Here is a 14,092-nt window from a genome sequence, read left to right as displayed (position 1 = left end):
TGCTCCGCTACGAAACCGGTCGGCCGAGCGCCCTGCCGGCCTCTCGCCGGATGTCCGGGTCGGGAGACCGCTCGGCTAGAATCTGCCACAAGCCGCCCGCCAGCGCCGCATCGTGCAGGTCGGCTCCGGCCCGGCGCGCCGCCTCCGCACCGAGCCGGGCGCCCGCCACCGTGACCGGAGCCGCCGCCCACAGTCCGCGCAGGGTTTCGGCTGCGTCGCGCACCCGGTCGTCGGCGAGCTGCACGGAAGCGCGCGCCTCGAAGCAGCGCAGCCGGACCGCATCGTCGTGCTGGGTGGAGATCAGGAGATCGAGCGCCGCGAGCCCGTGATCGGCCTCGATTCGCGCCAGCTCCGATTCGCCCAGCTTGCGGTAGTGCTCCACCACCCGCGTCCAGGCTTCGAGCGCCAGGGGATGCGTGGGTTGCGCGGCACACAACGCGCCGAACTCGGAACGCGCCTGCGCCCAACGGTCGAGCCGCTCGAGGATCAGGGCGCGCTGGTATCTCGCCCCCGCGGTGGCCTCGTCGTTGTGCGGAAATTCACTCACGATGCCGGCGTAGACGTCGAGCGCCGAGTCGGGCTCCCCACCGCGCTCGAAGCTCCGGGCGAGCAGCTCGAGCGCCCGCAGCCGTGGCGGCCCATCGAACTCGGCGCCCCAGCGCGCGTAGACCCGCGCCGAGTCGGCCCGTCCCGCTTCGAGCTCGCGCTCGCCGAGCTGAATGATGCGCGACGCGCGGGCGGTGTCGGCCCCGCCGGCGCTCAGCGTCTCCCGCCAGGCATCGAGTGCCCCTCCGACGTCACCGCGCAGCTCCCGGCCGCGGGCGATCGCGTCGAGCAGCGCGACCGAGGCCGAGGAGCCGCTCACCCGCCTCATGGACGATTCGAGCCGGAGCTCGGCCGCGACCAGCGTCGAGTCGCGACGCGCCCGATCGCCGCGCTGCTCCCAGATCACGGCCAGGGCGAGCGGCGCCTCGAGCACCGCCGGGCGGACCTCGTCTCGAGCGGAGTCGAGCGGGGCGAACTCACGGGCCATACGCTCCCATGCGCGCATCGCGCCTTCGCCGTCACCGTTCGACTCCAGCGCGTCTCCCAGGTGCTCGAGGGCGTCGAGCCTGAGGCGATCGTAGTCCGGCCATTCCTCGATGACCCGACGGTATCCCGACAGCGCCTCGGCGGAACGCCCCTGCAGCTCGGCCAGTCGCGCCAGCGCCAGCGTCGCGCGGCCCGAGATCTCGGCGATCTCGCGCGCCATCGGCTCCCTCCGCGCCACCCACGCCTCGGCCGGGAAGATGCGAGCGATGCGTGCGAAGGCCGATTCGGCGCGGCGATAGTCCTCGGGGCGCGCGACCCGCGGATTGACGAAGATCCGCGCCACCTCGCGGTCGGCCTGCCAGAACGCGCGCTCGGCCTGCCAGCGCTCCCACAGCAGCTGATGGCCGCAGCCGGCGAGGAGCACGGCGAGCAGCGCCGCCCCCATCAGACGCGCCGGAGTCCTCATGCTTCGTCGTCCGGGCGGTCGAGAGCGCTCAGGAAGATCAGGGTCGCGCTGCCCGTGAGCAGGAACCAGTTGAGCAGTCCTCCGGCCACTTCGAGCAGCGTCAACCAGCCGACCAGCTCGGGTCGCCCTCGCGCCACCACCAGGTCGTCCTGCCCGGAGAGCCAGTGCAGCGGGAGCAGGAGCAGCAGCGTGAGAGCCCCGACCACGCATGCCGGAACGAAGCCACGGCGCCAGGTGGAGGGAAGTTCGCGCAGCGACTCGAGCGCGCTCCTCCCCTTGAGCATCACGAGAGCGGCCGCGTAGAAGAACGACGCCTGCAGCGCCAGCGAGCCGCCGGTGACGCCGAGCTCGGCGGCGCGCGTGATCAGTCCCGCGCCGCCACGGTGCGCCAGCCATGCGGAAACGCCCAGCGAGATTCCGGTCACCAGCACATTGAAAGGCAGCTGCACCAGGATCAGCGCCGGCGAGCGGCGCAGGCCCTGGGCGAGCGCCTCACCGACGCGCGGCGTTTCGCCCCGGAATTGTCCGGCGAACAGTGGCGTGGCGATCCCGATCGCGACCGAGCCGAGGAGCGCTCCCACCGCCACGTCGGCGCGATCGAAGAACTCCGGCATCAATTCGAACACGCGCGGATAGTGGAGCGCCGGCTCGCCGGCCAGCCTCGAGAGCAGGGGCGCCATGAACCACGAGAACGCGGGGTGCGCGAACTGCCAGAGCGCGACCACCACCAGCACCTCGACGGCGCCCAGCATCAGCCACGGCGCCCACAGCCGCGGACGGAACAGGGCCAGCACCGTGAAGCGCAACGCCTGGATGCCGAGGGCCACCTGCTCGAACAGACTCATCCGCGGCGCGCCGCCCCGGTGCTGTCGGCGAACACCCGCGGCAGCACGCGAGCCACCTCGGTCGCGAAGGCCTGCAGGCGCGAGGTTGCGGCGCCCTCGTCGTCGTCGCGAATCGGCGTCTCGACGCGCACGAACGCGCCCCACGACCGGTTCTCGAGCATCCCGGACATCGCCATGCGCCGCCGGAATTCGGCGACATCGTGCGTGTCGAGCCCCTCGGTGGTCCACCAGTAGGCGACCAGTCGCGGGTGTTTGGGCCGCGACGCCACGAACCAGTTGGCCACGATCTCCCCGTGCGCCCCGGTCGCGATCGGCGCCTGATGCTCACCCTCGATGATGTAGCCCTGCGACTCGTAGCAGAGGTGCGGGTCGTGCGCTCCGTAGCGGCGATTCTGGTGATAGACGATGCACAGCCAGACCAGCTGGTCGCCGCGCGTGTATCTGCGGATCATGAGATCGTCGGCCTTCAGCTCCTCGACCACCGCGTCCTCGAACGAGAGATCGGTCCCGTTCCAGTCGCCCAGCACCTGCGGCACCCGCGACAGCACCGCGCGGCCGAGGGCCAGGTTCACCGGCGGATGCGCCAGCACATAGATCGCCGTGAGCAACAGCAGCACGAGCGAGAGCAGGTAGCGCTTCATCGAGCCATCGCCTCGAGCGCGGGCGGCCGCGGCTCGTGCGCGCGCGGCTCGAGCAGCGCGCGCGCTCCCAGCAGCGCCAGCACGGCCAGCGCGTACAGCAGGTAGCCGGAAACGTCGTGCACCAGACCGCCCGCACGCTCGACGCCGAGGTAGTGCCCGATGACGATCAACAGCGTGATGCGCGCCGCGTTGGCCAGCACCGCGATCGGCAGGGCCAGCGCGAACAACGACGCCCGCCGCCACCAGGCCCCTCGCTGGATTCCCGCGAACAGCGCGCCGGTGGCGAGCAGCGCGATCAGGGAACGCAATCCGCTGCACGGGTTCTCGATCCGCAGCTCGCCGCTCTGAAGGTAGAGCGTCATCCCGTCCCGGAGCAGTGACGCGCCCAGCCATTCCGCGGCCCGAGTCGAGATTCGCACCGTGATCTCCTTGAGCGCGAAGCTCAATTGGTTCACGAACACCGCCGGGAAGGGCAACATGAACGCCAGAAACGCGAGCGGAAAAGCAAGCGCGCGCGTCCAGGCCGCCCCGAGCAGCGACAGGCTCAGGCCGAAGAGGAGCCCCAACGCCGACCAGCCCTGCAGCGCGAGCACGTCGGTCCGGATGCCGACGATCTGCAACGCGCACGCGGCCGCGACCAGCAGGAGCCCCGAGGCGCGACCTTCGATGGGAAGCCGCGCGAGCTTCTTCCGGCGACTCCACACCAGCACCGCGCTCACCACCGGCACCAGCGGCCCGTGCGAGTAGTTGTCGTTGTGGAGCCAGGTATCCCACAACGCGGCGAACGTCCGGCCGTAGGCGAGGGCGAACAACGCAGCGACGGGGAGGGCCGCGAGCCAGATCCGCGCTCGCGCCCCGGGCGGATTGCGGTGGGACTCGCCGGCCGCGGAAGTGGGGGTCGCGCTCACGGGGTTCAGTAGACTCCGCGGGAGGAAAACAGCGTGATCAGCGTGCGTACCAGGATCGAGACGTCGAGGCCGGGATTCACGTTCTCCAGATACCAGCGGTCGTAGCGCACCTTTTCCTCGATGGCGAGCTCGTCGCGACCGTTCACCTGCGCCCAGCCGGTGAGCCCGGGCCTCAGAGCGTCCACACCGGCCTGCTGGCGGAGCGCGATCAGATCGTACTGGTTGTAGAGCGCCGGACGCGGCCCCACCATCGTCATGTCGCCCTTGAGAACGTTCCAGAGCTGCGGCAGCTCGTCGAGGCTCGCGCGGCGCAGCCAGAAGCCGAGCCTCGTCACCCGGCTCGAGCCGGGACCGAGCAGATGCGAAGCCAGGTCGGGCGTGCCCACCCGCATGGTACGGAACTTCACGATTTCGAACTCGTGCGAGCCTCGCCCGATGCGACGCTGCCGAAACAGCGCCGGCCCCGGCGAGTCGAGCCGGATCGCGATCGCGATCAGCAACATCAGCGGCGCCGCCACGGCCAGTCCGAGGGTCGCGCCGAACACGTCCGCGGCCCGCTTCACGCCGCCATACGCGCCGGCCGGCAGCGGCGCGATCGGTCGCGGCCCGGGACGAGGAGCGTCTTCCAGGGCCCGGCTCACGCGACGTGCTCCGCCTCGCCGCTCGCGCGTCGTTCGCCGGGTGCGCGCCGCGCGAGGCGCTCGCGGTACAACGCTTCGGTCTCGCGCACCATGCGCTCGGCGGTGAATCGCGAGCGCCAGCGCTTCTCGGCCGCGGCTCCCATCGCGCGCGCGCCGGCCCGGTCGGCGATCAGCGCGTCGAGCGCGGCGGCCATTCCCGCGGGGTCGTGAACCGGAACCAGTCGTCCGCTGACGCCGTCCTCGATCGCCTCGCCGTTGCCACCCACTCGGGTTGCGACCGCCGGGATTCCCGCCCGCATGGATTCCAGCAGCGAGATCGACAGCCCTTCCCGCTGCGACGGCAGCGCGTACACGTCCGAGGCCGCGTAGAGATCGGCGACGTCGAGACGTGCGCCCAGGAAGCGCACCCGCTGGCCCAGCGCCAGCTCGCGCGCGCGCCGCTCGAGGTCCTCGCGCAGCGGGCCCTCGCCAGCGAGCAGCAGGCGCGCCTCGCGTTGCTGGAGCCGCGCCATGGCCTCGAGCAGCACGTGCTGGGATTTCTGGCGGGTCAGGCTGCCGACCGCGATCACCAGCGGCGTCTCTGCGCCGAACCCGAGCTCGGCGCGCACCGCTTCGCGCGGACGTGCCGGGGGCGCTTCCGAGATCCCGTTCGTGATCACGATGAAGCGCTCGCGCGCCCAGCCCAGCCGCGAGACGTGGCTCTCACGCACCGCCTCGCAGACGCAGATGACCCGATCCGCCATCCAGGTGCCGGCGCGCTCCAGCGCCGGATAGATCGGCGAGTGCCGGCCCGGGGCGTGCAGGCTGTGCTCGGTGCGGATGCCGACCGGAACGCCACTCCAACGCGCCGCCGCGAGGCCGTAGAGCCCCCCGGTGGGATTGTGGCCGTTCACCACGTCCACGCGCTCCCGGCGCATGAGCGCGATCAGAGCCTGGAGTCCGCTCCAGCGCGCGCCGCCCTTCTCGAGCAGGAAGACCCGCGCTCCGGCGACGCGCGCGGCCTCGAGCGCCGGCCCGCCGCGATTGAGCGCGCAGATCAACACCTCGACGCCGGGCCCGGCGCGCCGGGCGTGCTCGACCAGCAGCGACTCGGCGCCGCCCTGATGCATGGCCTCGATCACGTGCAGGACGCGCATGCGCTTCACGACGCCGCGGCCGATGGGCTCAGGGACGCCCCGTCGGTCTCGAACAGGTTCCACAGCCGCTCGAAGTTCGCCTCGGCGTCGAACTCGCTGAGGATGCGACCGCGCGCCGCCTCGCTCATCCGATCGAGACGCGAGGGATCGCGCAACAGCGGCTCGACCGCGTCGGCGAGCGCCACCGGGTCGTCGGGCGGCGCGAGCACGCCGTTCACGCCCGAAGTGATCGCCTCCTCGAGGCCCGCGGCGCGCGTTCCGGCGCACGGAAGGCCCATGGCCAGCGCCTCCACGATCACGTTGGGAATGCCGTCGCGCCGCCCGTTGGCGAGCACGCGGCTCGGCGCGAGCAGCAGCCAGGCGCGTTGGTAGAGCGGCAGCAGCTCGCCCTGCTGGAGCCAGCCGCGGAATTCGACCTGGTCGGCGACGCCCTGCTCGCGCGCCAGGCGCTCGAGCAGCGGTCGATCCGGACCATCGCCCACGAACTGCAGGCGTGGCACCAGCCCGCGGCGCTTGAGCTCGCCGAGGGCTCGCACCGCGGTGTCGAAGCCCTTGGTCTCGGCCAGCCGGCCGACCGCGAGCAGCAGCGGGTCGGCGCCGCGCGCTCGGCCGGCGCCGTTGAAGCGCGAACGATCCACGCCGTGGTAGATCCACTCGACGCGCGCCGCCGGGCCGGCCAGCTGGCGCAGCATGTCCCGGTTGCCGCGCACGCAGGTGGTGACGAAATCCGCCGCCAGCGTCTTCTCGCGAAGAAAAGCCTGGGTGCGATAGAGATCGGAACCGGCGTGGCCGGCGAGGCTGAAGCGCCGCCCGGTCAGGCGCGCGGCGAGATAGGCCACGGTGGCCGGGAAATGCGCCCACGCGCCGTGGACGCGCTCGAGGTTCTCCCGCTCGACCAGCGTCGCCACGCGGGCCGCGGCCGGCAGCCAGAAGAGGTGGCCGGCCAGCGCGTAGAGCGATCCCCGCGAGGCCCACATCACCCGCGCGAATTCGGGGAACAGCACGCGTGGCCGGCGCAGCGACCACGCGAACAGCGCCACCCAGGCGCGGAGATCGAAGGGTGATCCGACAAAGGTGGTGAGCGGAATCAGCGCGGCGTGATCCGACTGGTAGTTGCCCCGAAGCGGGCGCAGCGTGAACACGCGGATGCGCGCGCCGCGGCGGTGGAATCGCGCCACTTCCCCTTCCAGGAACGCGGCGAAAGTCGGGAAGGTGGTGGTGACGTAGGCGATCGATTTCACGGCCGCCGCTCCCCGTCGACCGCTCGCCGGTAGAACTCCTCGTGGCGCCTGACCATGGCATCGATGCTCATCTTCTCCTCGGTGGCACGGCGCGCGGCCTCGCCCCGCCGGCGCGCCTCGTCGGGATCCGCCAGCGTCTGCTCGAGCGCGGCCGCCAGCGCGGCCGGATCGGCAGGCGGCACGAGCCAGCCGGTGACGCCGTCCTCGAGCACCTCGGGCGTGCCGCCGACCGCGGTCGCCACCGACGGCCGCCCGGCGGCCATCGCCTCCAGCAGGGCGTTGGGGATGCCCTCCTCGCGCGAGGAGAGCACGAACACGTCCATGGCCGGGAGCAGGCGCTCGACATCCGCGCGCTCGCCGAGAAACGTGGTGCGCGCCGAAACTCCCAGCTCGCGCGCGCGCTGCTCGAGGGCCTCGCGCTCCGGGCCGTCGCCGACCAGCGCCGCGTGGAAGCGACGTCCCGAGCGTTCGAGCGTCGCCAGCGCTTCGAGCAGCGTGCCGTAGTCCTTGCGCGCCGCGAGGCAGCCCACGCTGCCGATCACGAGCTCGCCATTCGCAGCGCCCAGGCTCGCGCGGTCGCCGCCCGCGTGCGCGAATCGCGAGAGATCCACGCCGTTGGGGATCACCGTGATCCGAGCCCGCGGCACCCCCATCGCCACCACGGTCTCGGCCACCTTCTCGCTCACCGCAGTGACGTGCGAGGCGTTCCGGTGCACCCAGCGCTGGACGCGAACCTGGCGTGGAGTTTCGAACGCATCGATGTTGCGCTTGGCCACCGCCACCACCGGAACCCTGGCCGCGCGGCCGGCCAGCACCGCGAACAGGTTCGGGCCGAACAGATAGCCATGAATCACATCGGGCTTCGACCGCCGCGTGACTCGGATCAGTCGCAACAGGCCGCGGAACCCGGTCCAGTCGTAGACCCGCTTCCCCACCTTCAGCTCGTGGACCGGCCAGCCCAGCGCCTTCACGTCCGGCCAGAAGCGGCCTTCGGCGCGAAAGCAGGCGATCTCGACCGCGAACTTCGTGCGATCGATGCGCGACCACAGCTCGAGCAGGTGTCGTTCCGCACCACCGGCGGCGAAATTGCCGACCACGAACAGGAGCCGAACCGGGCGCGCGCTCATGCCGCAGCCTCCACGCGAGAGCGCAGCCCGTCAAAGGCCCCGCGCACCTCGGCGAGCGTGAGACGCGTCGAAAAGACGCCGGTGGGTCCGAGGCAGGCGCCCTCCGACAGCCCGCGGCGCGGGAGCCGCAGCCGATCCGCGCCCGGGGTGACGTCGCCGCGCGAGGTCGTGACCGCGTGTGCCAGCCGCGCGTCGCGGACGATCGCGACCGAGCGCTCGTCGAGATCGCCGCCCGGGTATGCGAATCCGGTCGGCGGGCTTCCGAGCCGCGATTCGATCAGGCGGATCGAGCCCTCGATCTCGCGTCGCTGCCCGGCCGGATCGAGCAGACTCAGATGGGGATGGGTGAGCGTGTGGGCGCCGATCTCCATGCCGGCTTCGAGCAGCCGCGCGGCCTCGCTCCAGTCGGCGAACTCGCAGGGCGCTTCGCCGGCGGCGGCCGTGGCTTCGCGCAGGCGCTCGAGTGATCGGGCGCGAGCCTCGGTCGGCACTCTCATTTCGGGCAAGAGCTTCCTCAACGAATCGGCGCGGTCCCGCGGAGTCGCGAGCCGCAGCGACACGACCCGCCCCTGATCGGACGTCCAGCGACACTCGGGAACCCGCGCGTGCTCGAGCGCGTACGCCAGTTCGTCCCACCAGGCGGGCCGGCGAGCGTCGATCCATCCCGCGGTGAGATAGAAGGTGGCTCGCGCTCCCGCGGCCTTCAGCAGCGGAAGCGCCCGCGACACGTTATCGGCGTAACCGTCGTCGAAGCTCATCGCCACCCAGTGGCCGGTGCGCGACTCGGCGAGCCGCGCGAGGCCCTCGCTCACCGTGAGCGGCGCGAGGCCGGCAACCGACAGCGCGCGCAGCTGTGACTCGAGAACCGAGGCGCTCACCCCCAACCGGTAGAGTGGCCGCTCATGGTCGTCGTATACGCGGTGATGGCGCACGATCGTCAACCTCGGCACGCTCCGCGATGAGCGCGGCCACAGGCTCAGAAGCCAGCGTAGCAACCGCCCGCTCATGCCGGCCTCTTCTTCGCCTCGTCCACGACGTCGGTCACCAGCGCAGCGGCCACCCAGAAATTGCCGCCCAGCGTGACCGGAAAGAATCGGTCGCCGAACATGCAGGAGACCGCCATGGCCAGCGTCGCGCCGCACAGGCCAAGCGCGAGCTGGCGACTGAAATGGTCCCCGGCCACCCGCATGCCGGTCGCGCCCAGCGACCAGCAGGTCCACAATGTCCACAGGAACAGCGCGAGGCCGCCGATTCCCATCTCGCCGAGGAAGCGCAGGTAGCTGTTGTGGGCCGAGTCCTTGATGTCGAGTGCCTGAGTGGTGCTGATCATGGCCAGCACGTTGTTCAATCCGGTGAATCCCACGCCTTCGATCGGGTGGTCGGCGAGCAGGTCGCCGATCGCCTTCCAGGTCGCCACGCGCTCGGCGGACGAATTCTCCAGCTCGGCTTCGTCCGAGTCCTCGCTCTGCACTCGCGTTCCCACCACGCGCTCCTTGAGGAAGTCGGGCGCCCAGGCCGGGCTGCTGATCACCGCGACCAGCAGCAGCACGCTCAGCACCCTCGACGACCGCAGCGCCACGTAGCCGAGCGCCAGCCCCAGCGCGAGGATGCCGCCGCGCGACACCGTGAGCACTTCGGCCGCGCAGCCGGACAGCACCGCCAGCGCCACGATGCCCCTCGCCCACCACCGCCGGAAGCCGAAGAACGCCGCGGCCGCGAAGGCCGTGAACATCGCCAGAAACGCCCCCAGATCATTGGGCTGGGAGATCGAGCCGCTGGCACGGCCGCGGAAGTTGCGGCCCATCTTGATGGTCATCAGCGCCTCGGCCATCAGGCCGAGCACCACCGCCCAGGTCATCAATCGACGCTGACGATCACCGCGGATCATGGCGAGTGCGATGAAGAACACGCTGAAGCACATCGCGGTTCGAAACAGCTCGATGCCGGCCTTGCCGGCGTCGTACTCGTACCCCGTGGGATAGGCCTCGCCGCGGAAGATGGAAATGCCGGCGAGCCCGAGGATGCCGAGCAGGCACCAGCCGACCGCGCCGTTGCGGAACACCGGCTGGTGCTGGAGCACCCGGGGCAGGGTGAAGCTGAAGAACACCGAGACCATCAGGATGTTGAGCGTGTTCACGCCCGGAATCGGCATCTTCGGCAGCCAGAGGATGAACGGGGTGAGCAGCGGCACGGTGAACAGCCCGACGTGCGGCACCAGCAGAATGGACGCCAGCAGCGAGCCGCCGACCGTGAGCTTCACCAGCCGATGAGGATCCTGCTGCAGGTGGTAGTCGAGGAACACGTAGGCCCCGACCACCAGCACCGCCAGCGCAATCCCCACCATCAGCACGATCACGCTCGAGAAGCTGCGCGCCTGACGCTGCGCGTCGGTGCGCGCCTGCTCGATGGTCGTGATCGGGCGCCCGCGAGGCTCGACACTCACGACTTCACCCCTTCCGCGGCCGCGCTGCGCAGAGCCACGCGTCGCTGCCGGCCCATGGGAGCCACCACCGGGCGCGTCGCCCAGGTCTGTCGTCTGAGCCGACCCAGCAGCGACGGCGGAAGCAGGCTGGCCATGGCCAGCAGCGACACCGGCAGCGCCCGCTCGGGGAACAGCCACGCGCCGGAAAGATGGCCGCGCGCCGCGGCCGGCTGGCCTTCGCGCAGGGCCGCCACCGCCAGCTTGTAGCGCGCGAGCGCCGCGCGATGGCGCGCGCGCCGGCGCAGCCCGGGTGCGAGCTCGCGGTCTTCCGCAAGGCGCGAGAACAGGGTGACGTCTCCCATCAGTCGGGCGCCGAGCTGGCGCGTCAGCCCGCCAGCGCGATGCTGGTAGCGCACCAGCGAGCGAGCGCTGGCCGCGACCGTCGCACGCCGCGCAAGGCGAATCCAGAGATCGAGGTCCTCGGCGTGGCTCAGGTGCGTGTCGAACCCGCCGGTGGCCTCGAGCAGCTCGCGCTTCACCACCACCGACGAGGTGAGGATGAAGTTCACCTCGATCAGCGCGGCGACCGGTCGTCCGACGTAGTCGTCCTCGAGATCCGCCCACATCGAGAGCCAGGAAGGATGCAACGCCCCCTCGAGCGTGCGGAACGCGCCGTCGCTGAAAAACCAGGCGGCTTCGGGCACGGCGCCCAGGTGTTCGGCGGCAACCGCGAGCTTGTCCGGATACCAGAGGTCGTCGGCGTCGAGGAACGCGACCCATGGCGCCCGACTTTCGCGCCAGGCGGCATTGCGGGCGGCAGCCGCGCTTCCCAGCTCGCGCCGCGCCACGCGCACGCGCGAACCGAAGCGTGCCTCGATCGCCGCGCCGGTGCCGTCGCTCGAGGCGTCGTCGATCACCACGATCTCGCGCGGCGGGAGCTTCTGCGCCAGCGCGGATTCGACCGCCTCGAGCACGTCCGGCAGCCCGTCGTGCGCCGGAATCGCCACCGCGAATTCGAGCGGCGCGCTCACGGCGCCGCCTCGGGCGAGTTGGCGATGCGGGGCGAGCCGGCACGCGCCCCTCCCACCGCGCGCTTGAGCAGCCCCGATCGCATCAGCGGCCGGAGCGCGGCTCGAGGCGCGAGGCTGCCACCCCACGCCAGCACCCGCCGCCGCAACGGACCGTGGCGGCGCGCGTCGGCGAGCAGCGCGCGAGCCTCGTCCACGCGCCCATCACGCAGGCAGACGATGGCGAGGTCGAACGCGATCGCCGCGGCGCGTTCGGCGCCCCGCCGCTGCAGCCCGGGATCGCGCCGGAACTCGCCGTTCGCCACGCGCCGCATCAGCGCGAGATCGTCGCGATAACGGGGCTCGAGCCGCCGCGAGAGTTGACCGGCACTCGACCAGTAGTGGATCAGCGGCTCCGCCAGCATGCCCCCCGGATGGCGCGAGGCCAGCTTGAGCCACAGCGCGTAGTCCTGCGAATAGGGAATCGCGAGATCGTACCCACCCGACGCCGCGTAGGCCTCCCGCTCGATCAGCATGCTGCTCACCAGCGGAAAACAGCGCTCGATCAGCAGCGGCAGCAGATCGCCGTGCAGCTCGTGCACCGGATGGAAATAGTCCGAGAACCACGAGTCGCGGATCACGCCTTCGGCCGAGACGTAGACGCCGTCGGTCCCGCACCAGCGGAGCTCCGGGTGGGCCTCCAGGAACGCCACCTGTCGCGCGAGCTTCGCGGGCTCCCACCAGTCGTCGGCGTCGAGCACGGCCAGCCAGTCGCCGGTCGCGGCCTCGAACGAAGCACGGCGGCTGGGGGTCAGCCCGCGATGCGGGAGTCTCAGTACACGCACGCGCGTGCCATAACGGCGCTCGATCAATGCGACGGTGCCGTCCTCGGAGCCGTCGTCGGCCACCACCACTTCGTCGGCGGCGCGCGTCTGCGCGAATACGCTGTCGAGCGAACGCTCGATGCACCATTCGGCGTTCCAGGCGCTGAGCAGCACACTGACCCGCATCATGCGCCTCCCGCCACCGGCGCCCGTCCGATCAGACCCGAGAGCATGCGCCCCCAGCGCGCACGTTCGGGCGGATCCACCACCCCCCACCAGGCGCACGCCGCGAACACCAGCCAGCAGCCTCCGCCCGACAGCGCGAGAGGAATCCACCCCATCGGATGCCACAGCGCGTTGACCGCGGCGGCCGGCAGGAGGAACGCGAGGCTCGCGATCCCGGCTCGCCCCATGCCCTCCCAGAGGTAGCGTGCCACCGAGAGTCCCAGCTCGCGGCACGCGTACACCGCGGTCGCGACTCCCGAGAGCAGCGCGAGCGGCACCGCCGTCCCGAGCGCGACGCCGGCCAGGCCCCAGGGATGCACCCACCACAGCGACAGCCCGAGGTTGACGAGCGCGTTGGCGAGCGAGAGCGCCACCACGCCATGGTGCCGGCTCACCCCGAACAGCAACGCCGAAGCCGTGGATTGCGGCAGCGACAGCAGCGTCGGCAGCGTCAGGATCGCCAGGACCTGCCCGGCCGAGGCCTGCGGGCCGTGCGCGGTGAACAATCGCAGCCAGGAATGCGCGGTGGCGTACTTCGGCCCCACCCAGGTGACCAGGAAGTTCTCGCCGAAGATCAGGAGTCCGAACAGCACCGGCCAGCTCAGCAGCACCGAGTACTTGGCGCCGGCGAGCAGCATGGCGTGGAGCTGGGTAGTCTCCCCGCGGGTCTCCATCTCGCTGGCGGTGGGCGACAGCACGAACGTGGCCGAGTAGACCATCGAGCGCACGTTCTCGACCAGGCCGGCAGCGAGCGCGAACGGCGTCACCGCCGCGGCGCTGAGGAAGGCGGTGATCACCAGCGCGTCGGTCTGGAAGGCGATGCTCGAGGCCAGCGCGCCGACGAACGCCACCCCGCTGTAGGCGCCGATCACGCGCAAGGTCGCGCGGTCCACCCGGCTCGGGCCCAGATGAAGACCGGGCAGCAGCCGGAGCGCCAGCGCCATCGAGAGCGCGTGACCCAGCAGGTTCATGATCAGCGACGCCCATGCCAGCTGCACCAGGCCGCCGCCCATGCGCAGCACCGTGACGAACACCAGCGCGCGCAGGACCGCGATGCCCATGCCGATCGCGTTGCCGAGGTCATAGCGCTGAAGCCCTGAAAGCACGGCGCCGAACACGCCGAGCGGGAATCCGAGTGCCACCGATCCCCCGGCGATCATCACGACCTCGAACAGCTCTCGCCCCGGGATCGCGCTCACCGAGAACCAGCGGTGGAACTCGCTCGCCACCACCACCGTGACCAGCAGCGTCAGCACGCCGGCGATCGAGAACAGCCCGAGCGCGCTGCTGATGGTCCGCTCCAACGCCTCGCGGTCGCCGCGGGCGTGGTCGCGCGAGACGTAGCGCACCAGCGACGGCCGGATGCCCTGATCGATCAGGCCGAAGTAGCCCGTGAACGAGAAGACCGTGATCCACAGCCCGTAGTCGCGATCGCCCAGCAGATGCACCATCACCGGCGTGATGAGGAAGCCCATCAGGCCGCCGAGGAGCAGGCGCAGGTAGTTGGTGACGACGTTTCGCAGGACGCGGATGCTTCGCACGTCGCGGATCCTCCGAAGCGACTAGTCTCTGCCTGA

13 protein-coding genes are annotated in these 14,092 nt (G+C 71.2%); all 13 read right to left on the bottom strand.

The window, feature by feature from the left end:
* Positions 1-7: 7 nt before the first annotated feature.
* Positions 8-1,498, bottom strand: coding sequence for a tetratricopeptide repeat protein (locus VMJ70_03790; protein HTO90229.1), 1,491 nt, complete (start codon positions 1,496-1,498; stop codon positions 8-10).
* Entirely contained in the window at positions 1,495-2,343 is an 849-nt protein-coding gene (locus VMJ70_03785) for a hypothetical protein (protein HTO90228.1), read from the bottom strand. The genes VMJ70_03790 and VMJ70_03785 overlap by 4 nt, the downstream gene beginning before the upstream one ends.
* Positions 2,340-2,984, bottom strand: coding sequence for an EpsI family protein (locus tag VMJ70_03780; GenBank protein HTO90227.1), 645 nt, complete (start codon positions 2,982-2,984; stop codon positions 2,340-2,342). The genes VMJ70_03785 and VMJ70_03780 overlap by 4 nt, the downstream gene beginning before the upstream one ends.
* Entirely contained in the window at positions 2,981-3,892 is a 912-nt protein-coding gene (locus VMJ70_03775) for an exosortase/archaeosortase family protein (protein HTO90226.1), read from the bottom strand. Before VMJ70_03775 ends, VMJ70_03780 begins: the two co-directional genes overlap by 4 nt.
* Before the next feature lie 5 nt (positions 3,893-3,897).
* Entirely contained in the window at positions 3,898-4,533 is a 636-nt protein-coding gene (locus VMJ70_03770; protein HTO90225.1) for a sugar transferase, read from the bottom strand.
* Entirely contained in the window at positions 4,530-5,669 is a 1,140-nt protein-coding gene (locus VMJ70_03765; protein HTO90224.1) for a glycosyltransferase, read from the bottom strand. The genes VMJ70_03770 and VMJ70_03765 overlap by 4 nt, the downstream gene beginning before the upstream one ends.
* Positions 5,670-5,674: 5 nt before the next feature.
* Complete coding sequence (locus VMJ70_03760) at positions 5,675-6,910, bottom strand: glycosyltransferase (protein ID HTO90223.1); 1,236 nt, start codon at positions 6,908-6,910, stop codon at positions 5,675-5,677.
* The gene (locus tag VMJ70_03755) at positions 6,907-8,037 is read right to left on the bottom strand and encodes a glycosyltransferase (protein ID HTO90222.1); all 1,131 of its coding nucleotides are present in this window, start codon (positions 8,035-8,037) and stop codon (positions 6,907-6,909) included. Before VMJ70_03755 ends, VMJ70_03760 begins: the two co-directional genes overlap by 4 nt.
* Positions 8,034-8,969 carry a polysaccharide deacetylase family protein gene (locus tag VMJ70_03750; GenBank protein HTO90221.1) on the bottom strand — a complete coding sequence of 312 codons (936 nt, stop codon included), beginning with the start codon at positions 8,967-8,969 and terminating at the stop codon, positions 8,034-8,036. The genes VMJ70_03755 and VMJ70_03750 overlap by 4 nt, the downstream gene beginning before the upstream one ends.
* A 71-nt stretch (positions 8,970-9,040) precedes the next feature.
* Positions 9,041-10,480 (bottom strand): O-antigen ligase family protein, encoded by a 1,440-nt coding sequence (locus tag VMJ70_03745; protein ID HTO90220.1) that lies wholly within the window; start codon positions 10,478-10,480, stop codon positions 9,041-9,043.
* Positions 10,477-11,490 (bottom strand): glycosyltransferase family A protein, encoded by a 1,014-nt coding sequence (locus VMJ70_03740; GenBank protein ID HTO90219.1) that lies wholly within the window; start codon positions 11,488-11,490, stop codon positions 10,477-10,479. Before VMJ70_03740 ends, VMJ70_03745 begins: the two co-directional genes overlap by 4 nt.
* Entirely contained in the window at positions 11,487-12,479 is a 993-nt protein-coding gene (locus VMJ70_03735) for a glycosyltransferase family 2 protein (GenBank protein ID HTO90218.1), read from the bottom strand. Before VMJ70_03735 ends, VMJ70_03740 begins: the two co-directional genes overlap by 4 nt.
* A complete protein-coding gene (locus VMJ70_03730; protein HTO90217.1) occupies positions 12,476-14,056 on the bottom strand; it encodes an oligosaccharide flippase family protein in 1,581 nt (526 codons plus the stop codon). The genes VMJ70_03735 and VMJ70_03730 overlap by 4 nt, the downstream gene beginning before the upstream one ends.
* Positions 14,057-14,092: the final 36 nt, after the last annotated feature.

This window comes from Candidatus Sulfotelmatobacter sp., assembly GCA_035498555.1.
GTDB lineage: Bacteria > Eisenbacteria > RBG-16-71-46 > RBG-16-71-46 > RBG-16-71-46 > DATKAB01.
The sequence above is the reverse complement of the archived record's forward strand: the minus strand, read 5'-3'. Positions and strand labels throughout refer to the sequence as shown.

Coding starts and splice junctions, on each gene's coding strand:
- VMJ70_03735 (HTO90218.1), bottom strand. CDS start 12,479: ATGATGCGGGTCAGTGTGCTGCTCAGCGCCTGGAACGCCGAATGGTGC.
- VMJ70_03765 (HTO90224.1), bottom strand. CDS start 5,669: ATGCGCGTCCTGCACGTGATCGAGGCCATGCATCAGGGCGGCGCCGAG.
- VMJ70_03780 (HTO90227.1), bottom strand. CDS start 2,984: ATGAAGCGCTACCTGCTCTCGCTCGTGCTGCTGTTGCTCACGGCGATC.
- VMJ70_03785 (HTO90228.1), bottom strand. CDS start 2,343: ATGAGTCTGTTCGAGCAGGTGGCCCTCGGCATCCAGGCGTTGCGCTTC.
- VMJ70_03755 (HTO90222.1), bottom strand. CDS start 8,037: ATGAGCGCGCGCCCGGTTCGGCTCCTGTTCGTGGTCGGCAATTTCGCC.
- VMJ70_03790 (HTO90229.1), bottom strand. CDS start 1,498: ATGAGGACTCCGGCGCGTCTGATGGGGGCGGCGCTGCTCGCCGTGCTC.